Origin of the sequence: Spirochaeta cellobiosiphila DSM 17781 (assembly GCF_000426705.1) — a bacterium.
Classification (GTDB): Bacteria; Spirochaetota; Spirochaetia; order DSM-17781; family DSM-17781; genus Spirochaeta_E; species Spirochaeta_E cellobiosiphila.
In genome coordinates this window covers 152,926-168,754 of the sequence record NZ_KE384556.1, presented here as the reverse complement: position 1 = coordinate 168,754, position 15,829 = coordinate 152,926, and the positions used below count along the sequence as shown (strand labels likewise).

The following is a 15,829-nucleotide window of genomic DNA, read 5'->3' as shown; positions in this document are numbered from 1 at the left end:
TTACAGGGAGTAAGGATATGTTGCAAGATCAACTAACTATTAAAGCTCAAGAAGCCTTATCACAAGCAGGATCAATAGCTCAGGAAAATCATCAATCTTCTGTTGATCCTGAACACTTGTTATTAGCCTTATTAAAACAAAAGGAAGGGATCATTCCTCCTTTGATGGCCAAATTGGGAGCTAATAAAAGTCTTCTTGAGGAGGAAGTTCTTAAATCTATTCATCAGAAGCCTACCGTTCATGGTGACTCTATTAATATTCATACCTCAGAAGCTATTCATAAGGTTTTACGTTTAGCGGAAAAGGAATCTTCTTCTCTTAAGGATGAATACATATCTACAGAACATCTATTCATCGGCTTGATGGAAGTCTCTGAAGGCATTAAAAATCTCCTCAAACTCAATGGTATCACCAGAGATACGGTGATGCAGGGATTACAACAGGTGAGAGGTAATCAGCGGGTTGTGGATCAGAACCCTGAGAATAAATACCAGGTATTGGATAAGTACTGTCGGGACCTTACGGCTTTAGCCAGGAGGGAAAAGCTTGATCCGGTTATTGGTCGGGATGAAGAAATTCGTCGTGTCGTTCAAGTTCTGTCACGGAGAACCAAGAATAATCCTGTCCTTATTGGAGAGCCTGGTGTCGGAAAGACCGCCATTGTGGAAGGTCTAGCCCGAAGGATCGTCGCTGGTGATGTTCCAGAATCCTTGCGCAGTAAAAAAGTTCTCGCTCTGGATATGGGTGCTCTTATTGCAGGGGCCAAGTTCCGGGGGGAATTCGAAGAAAGGCTTAAGGCTGTCATTCATGAAGTGACAGAATCTGATGGATCCATCATTCTTTTCATTGATGAACTTCACACCATGGTGGGGGCAGGAGCTGCAGAAGGGTCAACTGATGCCTCTAACTTGCTAAAACCGGCTCTAGCCAGAGGGGAGATCCATACTATCGGGGCAACCACTCTTGATGAGTATCGTCAGTATATTGAAAAGGATCCTGCTTTAGAAAGGCGTTTTCAACAGGTCTATACACCTGAACCAAGCGTTGAAGATACGATTACCATCCTGAGAGGGTTAAGCGAACGTTATGAAGTTCACCACGGGGTTCGTATTAAAGATGAAGCTCTTGTTGCGGCAGCCACTTTATCTGACCGCTACATTACAAACAGGTTTTTGCCGGATAAGGCTATTGATTTAATGGATGAAGCAGCCAGTCGTATTAAAATGGAGATCGAAAGCCAGCCTGTGGCCCTGGATAAGCTGGAAAGAAAGATCCTTCAATTAGGAATTGAAAAACAGGCTTTATCCCGTGAGGACGATCCAGCTAGCAAGGAACGTTTGGAAAATGTGAATAAGGAACTATCTGAAATCAACCATGAAAGGGATGCCCTTCGTCTGAAATGGGACAATGAAAGAGGTGTTATTCAGGAGATTCAGAACCTAAAGCAAAACCTGGAAACCTTAAGAGCTGATGAGTCCAGATATGAAAGAGACGGGAATCTTCAAAAAGCAGCTGAGGTGAAACATGGTTTGCTTCCTCAAGCTATAAAGGCTTTGGAGGATAAGTCTGTCCAGCTGGAAAAACTTCAGAATGAAGGTTCTCTTCTACGGGAAGAAGTTGGGGAAGAGGATATAGCCAATGTGGTGAGTACCTGGACAGGTATCCCTGTTAATAAAATGATGTCCAGTGAAAAACAAAAACTCCTGGAACTGGAAGATATCTTATCCCGGAGAGTTGTGGGACAAGAAGAAGCCATTGTGGCTTTGTCCGATACTATTAGACGGAATAAAGCAGGTTTATCAGATATTGATAAGCCCTTAGGGTCTTTCCTTTTCCTCGGGCCGACAGGTGTGGGTAAAACAGAACTGGCCAAAACTTTGGCTGATTTTCTTTTTAACGATGAGAAATCCCTTACTAGAATCGATATGTCTGAATATATGGAGAAACATGCTGTGAGCCGCTTAATTGGTGCTCCTCCCGGATATGTGGGCTATGAACAGGGGGGCCAGTTAACAGAAGCGGTACGGCGAAGACCATACAGCGTTATTCTCTTTGATGAGGTTGAAAAAGCTCATCCGGAAGTCTTTAACACTTTGTTGCAGTTATTAGATGAAGGGCGCCTGACAGATGGTCAGGGCAGAAAGGTCGACTTTAGAAACACTATTGTCATCTTAACATCCAATATTGGTTCTGATTTGATTCTGGGCTCAGAAGATATGGATGCCATTCAAGGGGCTCTTGATGATAGACTGAGAGCTCACTTTAGACCTGAGTTTCTGAACCGTCTGGATGATGTTCTTACCTTTAAACGTTTAGATGAAAGCCATCTTGTAGGCATTGTTGATATTCAACTTGATCGCCTGAAGAAGCGCTTGATGGAAAGGCGTTTATCCTTACAGGTATCCAAGGCGGCTAAAGCGTATCTTGCTAAAGCTGGATATGATCCTGCCTTTGGGGCCAGACCCTTAAAAAGAACCATTCAGAATTATATTCAGAACCCTCTTGCCAAGAGAATCCTGGCTGGTGAGTTTGTTGAAGGGGACACCATTATTATTGATGTAAAGGGGGATGACCTGGACTTTAAAAAAAAAGGACTGACTTAAAAGAAATTGCATCCTTTAACGAGGCGTGATAGTATAATAGTAGTTTTTTCAGTTAGAATAACTACTATTAAATTTCATAAAATAATATATCAAGTATGTTTGAAATACTCTTTGAAGGATGTGTTATGTCAGTTAAAGCGAAGTTATACGCTTTGATCTCCAGTGTCTTGGTAACTCTTTTAATAACAGGACTTATTATATTCGCTTTGAGATCTCCTCTAACGGCTATTACTGAGGAGGAGGAAGTCATAAATGAATTACAGGATCAGCTTAATGAACTAGATTCTGTATTGATCAACTTTGCCTTTCAACCTTTCAGAAAGCAAACAGTCGTTTGGAACGAAACAAAAGACCAGGTTCGTGATGCCTTTGGTGGTTTAAAAACACTGAAGGTTCTCCCCTCATTAAATGATGAGATTGGTAATATTCTGAAGAACTCCCAGGCTCTTCTAATAATTATAGAAAGTAAAATTACAAGTATTGATAGAGATTTGGCTTCTGTCCAAACACAGACAGCTAAAGTCTTCTCCTCATCAACTGAGTTTTCGGTTATGGAGATGTTCTTACAGTCCACTAATCATAAAGATAATAGTGATTATGCTGTATTGATGTTTAATATCCGAACCTTAATGACGAATATTGAAATCGCTTCCGATGCTATAGATGCCTCTATTAATACCTTCGACAAGCAGCATATGATCATTATTGATAAGGTTAATAGTGTTGTAAACCGGGCTAATTGGATTGCCGTCATCATTGTTCTTATTGGTGCATTAGCCAGTCTCTTTATTTCCTCCTTGATGGCGAATCACCTGGTTAAGAGTATTCATACTCTTGGTTTCTCCCTCAATGAAATAGCCAAGGGGGATTTTACCCTCAATGTAAAGGTTAATGCCAAAGGGGAATTCCTGGAATTGGCTCAGAATATGAATGATCTTCAGGGAAAGTTCCGTACGTCTCTTGGGAAGATTAAGGATGTATCCACTTCCAATATTGAAGTAAAGACTGACCTTTTGACCTTGGCAGAAGAAACCTCAACCGCTTCTGTTCAGATCTCAGCTAATGCAGAATCTATTAAGAAGCAAGTGAGCAATTTGTCTCAGGAAATGTCTAATACCAAGGAATCTACTCATACCATCCAGAAAAGGGTTGGTGAACTAAATGATCAGATTCATGATCAGATTGCTATGGTTGAGGAATCCTCTTCCGCCATTAACCAAATGATTTCTTCTATTAAGACCGTATCCGAACAAACTGCTACCAATAGTAGTACCGCAGATGAACTGGTTAAGGTAACAACAGCAGGGGGGGAGAAGCTTCAGAATACCATGAATAATATTGGTCAAGTGGCTAATTTTGTTACAGAGATCAAGAAGATGGTTTCCATTATTAATGGAATATCTGCCCAGACGAATCTCTTAGCAATGAATGCGGCGATAGAAGCTGCTCATGCCGGGGATGCTGGACGGGGTTTTAGTGTTGTCGCTGATGAGATTCGTAAGTTGGCTGAGGCTGCTGGTAAAAACTCTAAAGAAATTGGTTCTTCCCTTAAGGGCATTACTGACGCCATCATGCAGGCTGAAGAAGCCGGTCATATTACGCAGGATTCTTTTAAGGAAATTGAAAGTAGAATTGGTCAAGTCACTGATTCCTTTAAGCAAATAGATTTAAGTATGAGTGAACTATCCTCTGGTAGTTCTGAAATCCTGGTCTCTATGAATAGCTTAAGTCAGATATCTCATTCTGTTCGACAGGGGGCTTCTGACATCAACGATAATACTGGTAATGTTAACTCAGTGATTGATAAGACGGCCTCTGTAACTATGGAAGTCGTCGGTGCCATACAGGAAATATCCGGTGGTATTGATGAGATCTCTTCTTCGGTTCAACACATTAATACTATTAGTCAGCGTATGGGTGATCTTAGTGATGAGTTGGATAGAGAAGTAAGGGTCTTTAAAACTGACATGGATGTTATAGAAGAAACTACTTCCGATGAGGATGTTCCGGTAGATACGGAAGTCGCGTTCGAAGAAGAGTAAAAAAAAAAGGATGGGCTGTTGCCATGGGCAACAGCCTTTTTTTATTTACAGTACATGAATCGCTTGTGCCATACTATGACTGAAATCACCAATTTGTTCCAGGTGACGGATGATCTCCATATAGAAGAGCTCTCCCTTGAGGCTGCCCCCTTGTTTGATCTTCTGTCTGGCTGTTTTTGTTAGTTTCTTTCTTGTCATATTAATACTTTCTTCAAGTTCTTCTGCTTTCGTCAGTTCTTGATGGGAGCCATTCTGCTTAAGTAGTTGTGTGTTGAGATCAAGAAAATCTTTAACCATCATACTGTAGTTTGTGATTTCTTTATCTGCTCCTTTATGAAAGTCCCAGTTCTTACGGGGTCTGTTCTGTAATATCTTATGGGATTGGGAACAGCCATGTGCAATACGATGTAATTCGTTGACAGAGGTGACTAAGGCACTTAACTGGAGTCCCTGGGCTTCGCTAAGATCACCAAGAGAACAATCAATAAGGTATTGGGTTAGTTCTTCCTGCATTTGAATTGTTAAGTTATCCAGTTCTTCCATCTTCGTAGCATTCTTAGTAATGAGTTTATCATCATTGCCTATGGAGTCTTGAAATAATCCCATCATATCACTGACAACTTGGGACATTTTTCCTACTTCTGACTGGGCATTAATAAGATTGGATGTGCTGTTTTCCATAATATTCTTGGGAATCGTAGGAATCTTGTAAGGTCCTGTGCTTTCCTTTTCTTCCATAGGAATTAAATAGGTAACTGCCTTTTCTATCTGAGGAATGAACCATACGAGTAAGAATGAGTTAGTGATATTGAACAGAGAATGGAAGGCTGATAAATGGAAAGGCATACTTGCCGTGTCGTTCGCAGCTCCGGGTATAAGGTAGTCCACTAAGGCCAAAGCCGGTTTCATTAATATGATCATCCAAATAACCCCGATTATGTTGAATATCAAGTGAGCACGAGCGGTCCGCTTGGCGTGAACATTCATCTCTAATGAGGCTAAATAGGCTGTAATGGTTGTTCCAATGTTTTCACCCAGGACAATAGACGCTGCAATGGGGAAGGGGATCCATCCATTAAAGGCAAAGGTTAAGGTAATGGTCATTGCCGCGGAAGAAGATTGTACGGCTATGGTCAATAATGTTCCTATAAAGATAAACAGTAAGGTTGAACCAAAACCAAATCCTGTTAAGTGCTGGACAAATTCAAAGGCTGCTGTGTTATCCTTAATACCGGATACAGCATCCTTCATTTCTTCCAATCCAAGGAAAAGCAGTCCAAAGCCGAGTAGTATTCCAGATATATCCTTTAATCGTTCCCTTTTACTGAAACGTAGGGGAAGACTAAACGCTATAGCTGGCAGGGCAAAGCTGGAAATCTTAATCTTGAATCCTAGAAAGGACACAATCCAGGATGTTAATGTGGTCCCTATATTGGCTCCCATTATAACCCCGATAGATTGCTTGAGGGATATTAATCCTGCATTAACCAAGCTAACGAGCATTACCGTTGTAGCTGATGAGGATTGAATAACGGCTGTGGTTAATAAACCGGTCAAGATAGCAAAGAAAGGATTGCCTGTCATGGCATTTAGGAGCTTGTGGAAACCATCTCCAGCGGATTTCTGGATACTGTCACTCATGATCTTCATTCCAATAAAGAAGATCCCTAAGCCTCCCACCATGTTAAGTAAGGCTGGTATCATGAATTAAACCTCTTCGTGTTTATTAGAAAATTAACAAAAACCTAACACAAAAAAAGGGGCCTTGAAAATCCTTAAGTGCCTATATTTGTGCATTATTGACAGCTTATTGAAGCAAAGGATACTCTAAGCCTCTAGATTAAACCCTAATGGGAGGAAAAAATGGCTAAGTTATGGGCTAAAAACTATCAAGTGAACTCTGTGTTAGAAGATTTTACAACAGGAAGAGACTATCTTTTAGACCGGCAGATGGTTAGTGCCGATTGCCTTGCCTCCATTGCTCATGGTGCTGGTCTTCATAAGATTGGTGTTTTGTCTGCAGAAGACTTTGGCAAATTGAAGACTGAGCTAATCCATATTATTCAACTGTGGCAGAAGGGAGAATTCTCTGTAGAAAAGCAACATGAAGATTGTCACACCTCTATTGAAAACTATTTAACAAAACAACTTGGGGACGCAGGTAAAAAAATCCATACCGGTCGATCCCGTAATGATCAGGTTGTGACAATGATGAGAGTCTATGGACGATCACAGATCCTTAATATAAGACAGATGTTGAATGACCTAACGACAAGTCTTTTAAGTTTTGCTCAATCACATAAGGATGTCCCCATGCCCGGTCGAACCCATATGCAGATTGCTATGCCCAGTTCTGTTGGTTTGTGGGCTGCTGCTTTTGCTGAGGAATTGGCTGATCTAAGTGACTTATTAAGTCATGCTTATAATATCTGGAATCAAAATCCTCTGGGGGCGGCCGCCAGTTATGGTGTTCCTTTAGATCTGGACCGTTATTTTACTGGATCTCTTTTGGGCTTTCCAAAAGTTCAAAACAATGTTCTTTATGTGATAAACTCACGGGGGAAGCTGGAAACAATGATTTTGGATATCCTTGATCAGATAGGCTTAACCCTTAGCAAAGTCGCTCAGGACCTCATTCTTTTTAGTCTTCCTGAATTTGGGTACTTCACTCTTCCTGATGAATTATGCACAGGATCCTCTATCATGCCTCAGAAAAAGAATCCCGATGGGCTTGAGTTAATGAGAGGTAAATCCGCATCCCTAGGGGGCTATTCTCAACAGGTTAAGAATGTGCTCCGCTCTCTTCCCTCTGGATATAATAGAGATTCCCAAGAAACGAAGGAACCTTTCCTTCTTGGACTGGACACTTCATATTCTATGCTTGCGATTACAAAATTAACTTTTGATAAGCTCGTAGTAAATGAGGAGGCTTTAAAAGCGGCTTTTTCACCAGAAATCTATGCTACTGATGCTGCTCTAAAGCTAGTAGCTCAAGGCGTTAGTTTTAGAGACGCTTATAAAGAGGTAGGGATGAATCTTGATAAATACAAGGAAGGTGATCCTATAGAGAGTCTAAATAATAGAACCTATGATGGGACTGCTGGCAAATTGAATCTGGATCCCTGTAGCAAACATGTAGAAGAAATGGATAAACTCATAGACCAGCAGATAAGGGATTTATCACAGGCCTATGAAGCTTTAACCAATCTTAGTGTTGATCCTTTGACTTTGACTTTGATTGAAGAATAGCAAAAAAAACCATCATCACTACTGTCAGGAGATAAGGGAGTGCCAGTAATAGTCCTGGACTAACTTTTACCTGCCCTTGAAGAAAATGGGATAGCAGCTCTGTGCTGGCAAAGACTACACCCCCTAGGAAGACGCCTAGGGGATTTTTGTATCCCAGATAGATAACGACTAAGGCAATCCAACCCCTTCCTGATACCATCCCAGGAACATAGGCGGATTGTCTGAGTGCCAGCAGAATACCTCCTCCTGCACTGAGAACTCCTGAGATAATCATGGCCCCCCGGATATAGACATTGGCTTTTACTTTACGGGATTGGAGTAGCTGTTCATTGATCCCGGCTCCTCTTAACCTAAGACCGGGTACTGTGTAATAGAGAAAATAGTGGGCAAGGGGTAGTGAAAGTATGGTAAGGAATTGTAAGACTAGGATAAGCATTGATAGTTCCCCTTCCACTCCTTCGAATCGTATGACTCCCTTAGTACTAAATACGAGGGAGGATATAAGGGCTGTGATACCCGGTATGATTAAGTTGAAGGCTAAGCCCACAACAAAGACATCCGCTTTTCCTTTGTAGCTAATGATATATTGTAAGTAGGCAATAAATGCTGCTGATACTAGGGCCAATGACAAAGACAGTACCAGAGAATGGGTAAAGTGAAAGATGATCACAGAGGCAAAAGCTCCCCAAACCATATAACCCTCGAGAGCAATGTTTAAACATCCTGCCAGTTCTGTGAATAAGCCCCCGATTGCGGCCAGTAAATAGGGGGATAATATATTGAGAATAGTTTTAAGCATGTTTCTTTCTTAATCCTTTAAGGTTAGGATAATATTGAAGCGTTACCAAAAGAAGTACTAAGCCTTGTAGAATAGAACCAAGTTCATAGGGGAAATCCGAATGGATTGTGGCTGCTTGGGACGCACTTTCCAGATAAGCCATGAGAAAAGCCGCTGGTAGTATGGCTATTGGATTTTTTCTTGCGATCAAGGCAACTGCTATCCCATTCCAGCCTACCCCTCCGGAGAAACTCTGTATCATCTTACCATGGTACCCTGCGACCCATATCCCACCGGCTAAGCTATGGAAGGCTCCGCTAATGGCCAAGGGCATAAAAGTGAATAGCTTTATTCTTATTCCCCCATAATAGGCAAAATTCCGATTAGCACCTGTTAAACGCAGACGATAGCCAGATAAGGTGGCGTAGAGAAAATAGGTCAATCCCGCTAATAGCAATAGACTCACAAAGATTGATGTATTCAGGCTGCTAGGGGGGAGTAATGCTGTGAAACGATGAGTATCGCTCACTGATTTAGAGGCAATCAAATAGCTGTCAGGATCCTTCAGGTAGGGGCTTCCCAGAAGAATGTCCACAATAGAAAAAACACTACTACTTATGAGGAACGTTGTGATTAACTCATCTACATCCCATTTGATTTTGAGGAATCCTGATAAACCAGCTAATAAGAAGCCAGACACAATGGTAAGAAATAAGCTTAAAGTAAATCCAATAAAACCATCAGGGAAGAAGAAGGAAGCGGCCACAAACACAAGGCCACCTAAATATACCTGACCTTCTCCTCCTAAGTTGAATACGCCTCCCTGGAAGGCTATAAAAGCTCCCATCCCTGTTAACAATAAAAGATTTGTCTTACCGAGAAGATTGCCAAAGGAGTAGGAAGATTGAAAAGGTCCTGTAAAAAAGTATTCCCATCCCTTAATCGGATCTGATGAAAATATAAGCAGGAGCAAGCCTGCACAGATCAGAGTGACCGAGATGGTTATGACTAAATTGCTGATTTTGCCAGTTGTGTTCATAACTACTCTCCCATACCCAAAAAGGCTTTCCCCAATGATTCAGGAGTCCATTCTCGGGGAGGGCGTGGTTCTGCCATCTGTCCATTAAAGAGGACCCCTACTTTATCACCCAGGGTCAGGGCCTCTTGGTAATCGGTTGTCAACAAAAGGATTGCTGTTCCCTTTTCCTGGATCTTACGTACTTCACTATAGACATCCTTTTTGCTTGCCAAATCTAATCCCCAGGTTGGTTCTGACAAGATGAGAAGTTTGGGGTTCCATTCTAGTTCCCGGCCTAAGATTACCTTTTGAAGATTGCCTCCTGATAATCTGCGCATTTTCTGACTGGCCTTCCCCTTAATGCTGAACTGTTCGATTATGTCTTTGACAAATTGAAAAGCGCGATGAAACTCAAACCATCCTTTTTTAAAAAAACGGGGGCTTCGTAGCAGGATTAGATTCTCTGCAATATTATTATCCAGACTGGCTCCTCTCATGAGGCGGTCAGAGGGAACATAAGAAACCCCCAACTGTCTTAGATCTGCCGGTTCTGCCTTTGTAATACTTTCATTTAGGAGGAGTATGTCCCCATTTAGTACTTCTGTCATGCCTGCTGCTGTATCCTCCAGACAGGATAACCCGTTCTCTCTTATTCCTGTTATAGCCAGAATTTCTCCGTTATGAATATTTAATTCGAAATCCTCAAGAACGTTTCGACCATCCCCTTTTACTTTGACATGATTCATTTTGTAGACAAGCCATTCCGGTTTGGGAGCCAGGGATTCTTCATAGATAAATTCATTAGAACCGAATAATTTACTACCTATATCATTGGGAGATATATCCTCTTTGTTATAGATACCTTCCAAACGTCCTCTGATTAAGAGGGCTATCCTATCACTAAGTTTATGTATTTCTTCCATTTTATGGGAAATAAACAGAAGCGTTTTTCCTTCACTTTGTAATTGCTTCATGAGAACAAAAAGTTGTTCCGATTCTATTTTACTCAACCCTGCTGTCGGTTCATCCAAAAACAATATATCTGCATCTCTATAAAGGGCAGATAATATGCCTAATAAGGGAAAAAGGTTTGAACTAAGATCTTTCCCTTTGGAGTGAAGATCAAAAGGGAGATGGTATGTCTCCATGAGGGCTTTTAGTTTAACCTCAGCCGTATGTCGGTTAAGAACCAGCTTTGTACCTTCGGTTCCTAACATAATATTATCCAGTAAACTGAATTGGGGAATGATAAGAGGCATTTGGGGAACGTAGTAGAGTCGGCTATCCTTAGCTATCTTTACATTCCCTTCGTCCGGGGCTATCCAACCAGCTCCTATCTTCATGAGAGTTGATTTTCCAGCACCATTTTCCCCGACTAATCCAAGGATCTCTCCCTTATTAAGGAAGAGATTAATATTTTGACAGGCTTTGACCCCTGTCTCTTGAAAGGATTTTGACACATTGTCAAATTGTAGAATCAAAGAATAACTCCTAAAGTTTTGGCATGGAAAGAGTTAATTCTCCCTTCTTTAGTCTGTCCATTAACTGACTCTGGGCTTGCTGGATCTCTGGTGATACTTGTTTTATGTAATTTTTATTATCACTGATAAAATCAATATAACCTTCTTTCACACCAACAGTTATGGCTTTATTGTATTCTAGAGTTCCTTCTAGCGCTTTTTTTGTCCATTCATAGGCTGCTTTATCCGCTAAAAGCAAACCTGATCCAACAATATGGGAATCAATACTATACCCATCTGTATTGTACCAAAGAACATATTTGCCCCTTTCTTTGGCTGCAGCTACAACTCCCTGATTGGCTCCTCCCGCAATGGTAAGGATCACATCCACCCCTGAGTCAAACATACTATTGGCTAATTCTGTCGCTTTGCCCGCATCATACCAGTTACCCACAACACGGATATCCACTTCAGTTCCTTCACCAAGGGCTAATACTCCCTGTTTAAATCCGGGAATGATCGCACCATTCATAACAGGATATTCTTGACCTACAATAAGTCCGATTTTCTGATCGGGATTAGCCAAAGGCATTTGACCCTGTGTGATCTGCCTGGCCAGGTGGCCTAAAAGGAAGGCTAATTCTCTGTCATTAAACCGCATGGTTGCCATATTAGGCTGATTCTCTCTATACCCATCCCAAATAACAAACTTTTGATCGGGATAACTCTTTTGGGCTTCCGCACACAGTTCGGGAAGGGAGGGATTGGAAGTGAAAATGATATCATACTCTTTGCTGGCAGCCAGAGCTGTTACCTGACTCAACCATTCTCCCTGGTTATAACCACCTTCAATAGTTTTGACACTAACATTATCAAATTCTGATGCGGCCTTCCTTACCCCTTTATCCATCATTTCATAGGTAGGGCTACCGGCTAAGACTCCCGGGACAAATACTGCTAGAGACAGCTTCCCATCTCCAGCTGCTTCCTGTTTATTCCCGCAGGACATAAATAGGAAAGTGCTTACTGCCATTAATATAAGTAAAGTGCTTTTTTTCACTTGAGAACTCCTTCTCTAAATATATTACTAATTTTCCTAATCTTTTAAAACATTTTTCCTATCCCTGTCAAAGACCGTCATTGACCCCCTTGTTGCCCTTATGATATGTTCTGCGATAGTTAAATCTTTATTAATTCATCTATTAAGGAAGGATAATGAGTATTTCCACATCCTCTTCTCTTGGGATTTTGCCCTGCCCAGGTGGTGAAAGATTTGCCGAGGAGATTATCGCTCATCTAAAAACCATATACTTAAGAAAATTTGATAAAAAGGCTACTTTACTTGCTAAACGTTATAGTGTTCCAAAAGAAGATATCATTAAGCAAACTAACTTACAGAATGATATAGCCACAACTAAAATGCATTTGCCTGGTCCGATTGATGAATATCGATCTCCTTCTTTTCGAATACCTGCTAACTTTACAAGATTTGCTAATGGAGAGTTTAAGGCTGAAATCCTATCAACTGTACGGGGGGTCGACCTTTTCATTGTTCAGGATATGGAAAATCATTATCCCTTGACCTTTCATGGTTCAGAGGATCAACAGCTTTTAAGCGTAAATGATCACTTTATGATTCTGCTGGTAACCATTGATGCGGCTCTTCAAGCCGGAGCTTCTTCTGTTACAGTGGTTATCCCCTCCTATCCTTATGCAAGACAACATAAGAAAAAAGGGCGGGAAGGATTAACCGCTAGTCGTTTAGGTAAGATTATTGAAAATTCTGGAGTAGAGAGAATTATTACTCTGGATATTCACTCAAAAGAGATAGACCATACTTTTGATCTTCTCCATCTGGAAAATCTTCATGCTTCCTATCAAATCCTTCGTAAACTTAGTCAAATGATTGATCTTAAAGAAGATGATCTGGTTATTGTATCACCAGATACTGGTGCTGTTGACCGTAATAAGTTTTATGCTGGAAGTCTAAAAAAGCCTATGGCTATGCTTTACAAAGAGAGAGATTATTCCAAACTAACAAGCTCTGCCCGGGATTCCAATATAACCACAACAAGGTTATTGGGTGAAGTCGACGGCAAAAACGTCTTTATGGCTGATGATATGCTAGGCACAGGGGGAACCTTGATTAAAGCTATGGAATATCTGAAATCCCATGGTGCCAAAGATATCATTTGCGGTATTTCTCTACCATTCTTTACCGGTAGTGCTATTGAGGTTTTTGATAAAGCCTATGAGCAGGGACTCTTTAAAGCCATCATTGGAACAAACGCTGTTTATCATGACGAGGTATTATTAAACCGACCCTGGTTTATTAGTGCTAATGTATCGAATTTGTTTGCCCGTGCTATTAGTAGAACACATCATAACAGGAGTCTGTCTCCCTTATTGGACAATCGTAGGATTATACGTAAGCTCTTAAGTAAAGAGGAATAGATGTCTCCAAAATTAGACCGGAAATTAGTTCTTTGTATCGATGTAGGTACATCAGCCCTCAAAGGAGGGCTGATTGATTCTCGTGGGGACTTATTTAGTAAAAACACCATATCCTACAAAGATTGGGGAACCCCTGATTATGATAATTGGAATCCTCAAATATGGATTGATGCTTTACGAGATGCTGTAGCTAGCCTGGGTGGTTATGATTCTATTGCTGCAGTGTCCATTAGTTCTCATGGCCCCAGCCTTGTCCCCATTGATAAGGACGGTCGCCCAACCTATAACGCTATGTTGTGGTTGGATCAACGTAATAGCTTTAGAGAAGGGGGTACGTCCTACTTTTTACCTAAAGCCGCGTGGTTAAGGGACAATCATCCAGAAGTCTATGATAAAACATCCAGTTTCCTATCTGTAGCAGAATATATCTCCTATTATCTAACTGGTGAAAAGACAACGATTACCAGTCATGATGAATTTACTCCCTATATATGGAAGGAAGAGGACATCTCTTTGTATGACCTTGATCCTCGGAAGTTTCCCCCTTTTGTGAAGATGGGGGATATCATAGGGACCGTACAAAAAGAACCGGGTTTTACAACCGGTTTACCCCAGGGGGTTCCTGTGGTCGCATCAGGTTCTGATTTTCTGGCCTCCCTTTTAGGTACAGGGGCCGTTAGTCCCGGACGTGTCTGTGATCGGGCCGGTTCCAGTGAAGGTATTAATCTATGTGCCGGGGAAAAACATGATCATCCTCATCTGAGACAGTTGCCCCATGTTATTGAAGGATATCAAAACCTATCTGGGATCTTAAGTTCTACAGGTCGCCTTTTTGAATGGTATCGACGTCTATCAGGTTTGGAAAACAGCTCCTACCGCCAAATGCTAATGGGGATCGAAAAAACAGAAGCCGCTACAGGGAAGCCCTTGTTTATTCCCACCCTTAACTGTAAAGGGGCCATGGACTTTCATGAAGGTGTTTTTTGGGGATTAGAGCCGGAACAGGATAAACATCATTTAGGTAGAGCCGTTGTTGAAGCTATTGGATATTCTATCAAGTCCGTTTTACATGATTTTGAATCCATTGGATACAAGGTAGAGGAATTGAGGGTCTCTGGCGGTCAGGCAAAGAATGTTATGTGGAATCAAATAAAATCTGATATTATTGGGAAAAGAATCCTTGTTCCTGAGATAGAAGACGCAGAACTATTAGGGAATGCCTGTTGTGCTATGGTAGCTCAGGGAGAATACCCTAATCTGAAAGAAGCTAGTGAGGCCTTAGTTAAAGTTAAGGCTGTATATACTCCTCGTTGGAACTACCATGATAGATATAAAGAGGGATATGAACATTACCTCCAGGTAAGCAAACAATTAAAACAGGACTTTGCTAGATCAAAGAAGTAGTTTTACCAGGTTCTACTCTGATTATCCGTCCTCCCTTATTTATCCATAAGTCGAGGGCATTAGGGTTCTCAACAAAGGAACCATCAACAGCAAAACGTAGATTGTCCAGAGCTTTTAAATAATCCACCACCATAATATTGGTGGCATACCAGATGTCTTTCTGATTATAAACAATCTCACAGAAATCTCTTAAAATGCCCCAGGCTTTGTCCTTCTCAAAATCTACACTATGTCCATAAACACTTAACATATAGAGGTACTGGGGTTTATTGAGTGCTATAAAGTCCTGTGCATGTTGTATGAGCCCATGTCTATGATCACAGGTAAACTGCCATTGATAATAGTCCTTGGGCATAAGGAAGTTTTCCGTACATCCTGTAACACGACCATAAGCTATCCCCAAATGGGGGAGTAGACTTTTTATCTGATCATTAAAACCATCCACATTGGGATAGGCCAAGCCTCTAACCGTCCTGCCCAAGATTTGTTCAATGTTTTCTCTATCATCCAGTATTTGACGGACGATCTGTTCCTTTGGTAAACGGGTCAATGTAGGATGGGTTAAGCTATGAACCGCTAATTCATGTCCTTCATAGGTAGATAGAATATCTTCCTTGGCAATTCTTAAGCCATAACCTTCATCTTGTCCCCACAATCCTGAATTGATGTTGAAGGTACACTTAATATTGTATTTGTTGATTATTTCCAGAAAAGGTTTGTCATAAATCTTTCCATCATCATAACTTAAAGTTAAAACCTTCGTTTTTCCATTAGGAAAACAATAAGTGATGTTCTGCATTGTAGCTTCCTTATTAAGTATT

11 protein-coding genes are annotated in these 15,829 nt (G+C 41.1%); 5 read left to right on the top strand and 6 right to left on the bottom strand.

Going from position 1 to position 15,829, the window contains the following annotated elements; all coding sequences use genetic code 11:
- Positions 1-17: 17 nt before the first annotated feature.
- A complete protein-coding gene (gene clpB, locus K345_RS0113420) occupies positions 18-2,603 on the top strand; it encodes an ATP-dependent chaperone ClpB (RefSeq protein ID WP_028974603.1) in 2,586 nt (861 codons plus the stop codon).
- Between the two features lie 125 nt (positions 2,604-2,728).
- Positions 2,729-4,645 carry a methyl-accepting chemotaxis protein gene (locus K345_RS0113415; RefSeq protein ID WP_028974602.1) on the top strand — a complete coding sequence of 639 codons (1,917 nt, stop codon included), beginning with the start codon at positions 2,729-2,731 and terminating at the stop codon, positions 4,643-4,645.
- Between the two features lie 45 nt (positions 4,646-4,690).
- On the opposite strand, the gene K345_RS0113410 is transcribed toward K345_RS0113415, so the two are convergent.
- The gene (locus K345_RS0113410; RefSeq protein ID WP_028974601.1) at positions 4,691-6,349 is read right to left on the bottom strand and encodes a Na/Pi cotransporter family protein; all 1,659 of its coding nucleotides are present in this window, start codon (positions 6,347-6,349) and stop codon (positions 4,691-4,693) included.
- A gap of 159 nt (positions 6,350-6,508) precedes the next feature.
- On the opposite strand from K345_RS0113410, the gene argH reads away from it, so the two are divergent.
- Positions 6,509-7,894 (top strand): argininosuccinate lyase, encoded by a 1,386-nt coding sequence (argH, locus tag K345_RS0113405; RefSeq protein WP_028974600.1) that lies wholly within the window; start codon positions 6,509-6,511, stop codon positions 7,892-7,894.
- On the opposite strand, the gene K345_RS0113400 is transcribed toward argH, so the two are convergent.
- The 4 genes from K345_RS0113400 to K345_RS0113385 are packed head-to-tail and all read right to left on the bottom strand — an operon-like array spanning position 7,854 to position 12,210.
- Entirely contained in the window at positions 7,854-8,693 is an 840-nt protein-coding gene (locus K345_RS0113400) for an ABC transporter permease subunit (RefSeq protein ID WP_028974599.1), read from the bottom strand. The genes argH and K345_RS0113400 overlap by 41 nt on opposite strands.
- Positions 8,686-9,711, bottom strand: a complete 1,026-nt coding sequence (locus tag K345_RS0113395) for an ABC transporter permease (RefSeq protein ID WP_028974598.1) — start codon at positions 9,709-9,711, stop codon at positions 8,686-8,688. The genes K345_RS0113400 and K345_RS0113395 overlap by 8 nt, the downstream gene beginning before the upstream one ends.
- A gap of 2 nt (positions 9,712-9,713) precedes the next feature.
- A complete protein-coding gene (locus tag K345_RS0113390) occupies positions 9,714-11,171 on the bottom strand; it encodes an ATP-binding cassette domain-containing protein (protein ID WP_028974597.1) in 1,458 nt (485 codons plus the stop codon).
- A gap of 10 nt (positions 11,172-11,181) precedes the next feature.
- Positions 11,182-12,210, bottom strand: coding sequence for a BMP family ABC transporter substrate-binding protein (locus tag K345_RS0113385; protein ID WP_028974596.1), 1,029 nt, complete (start codon positions 12,208-12,210; stop codon positions 11,182-11,184).
- A 155-nt stretch (positions 12,211-12,365) separates the two neighbouring features.
- On the opposite strand from K345_RS0113385, the gene prs reads away from it, so the two are divergent.
- Both prs and K345_RS21080 read left to right on the top strand, forming a co-directional pair.
- Positions 12,366-13,604 (top strand): ribose-phosphate diphosphokinase, encoded by a 1,239-nt coding sequence (gene prs / locus K345_RS0113380; RefSeq protein WP_028974595.1) that lies wholly within the window; start codon positions 12,366-12,368, stop codon positions 13,602-13,604.
- Complete coding sequence (locus K345_RS21080; protein WP_053228303.1) at positions 13,605-15,008, top strand: xylulokinase; 1,404 nt, start codon at positions 13,605-13,607, stop codon at positions 15,006-15,008. It abuts the gene before it with no gap.
- Here K345_RS21080 and K345_RS0113370 read toward each other — a convergent pair.
- Positions 14,992-15,807, bottom strand: a complete 816-nt coding sequence (locus K345_RS0113370) for a polysaccharide deacetylase family protein (RefSeq protein ID WP_028974594.1) — start codon at positions 15,805-15,807, stop codon at positions 14,992-14,994. The genes K345_RS21080 and K345_RS0113370 overlap by 17 nt on opposite strands.
- Between the last annotated feature and the right edge of the window lie 22 nt (positions 15,808-15,829).

Bases quoted from the DNA above. Each gene is read 5' to 3' on its own strand.
- clpB (WP_028974603.1), top strand. From the start codon at position 18: ATGTTGCAAGATCAACTAACTATTAAAGCTCAAGAAGCCTTATCACAA.
- K345_RS0113415 (WP_028974602.1), top strand. From the start codon at position 2,729: ATGTCAGTTAAAGCGAAGTTATACGCTTTGATCTCCAGTGTCTTGGTA.
- K345_RS0113410 (WP_028974601.1), bottom strand. From the start codon at position 6,349: ATGATACCAGCCTTACTTAACATGGTGGGAGGCTTAGGGATCTTCTTT.
- argH (WP_028974600.1), top strand. From the start codon at position 6,509: ATGGCTAAGTTATGGGCTAAAAACTATCAAGTGAACTCTGTGTTAGAA.
- K345_RS0113400 (WP_028974599.1), bottom strand. From the start codon at position 8,693: ATGCTTAAAACTATTCTCAATATATTATCCCCCTATTTACTGGCCGCA.
- K345_RS0113395 (WP_028974598.1), bottom strand. From the start codon at position 9,711: ATGAACACAACTGGCAAAATCAGCAATTTAGTCATAACCATCTCGGTC.
- prs (WP_028974595.1), top strand. From the start codon at position 12,366: ATGAGTATTTCCACATCCTCTTCTCTTGGGATTTTGCCCTGCCCAGGT.
- K345_RS21080 (WP_053228303.1), top strand. From the start codon at position 13,605: ATGTCTCCAAAATTAGACCGGAAATTAGTTCTTTGTATCGATGTAGGT.
- K345_RS0113370 (WP_028974594.1), bottom strand. From the start codon at position 15,807: ATGCAGAACATCACTTATTGTTTTCCTAATGGAAAAACGAAGGTTTTA.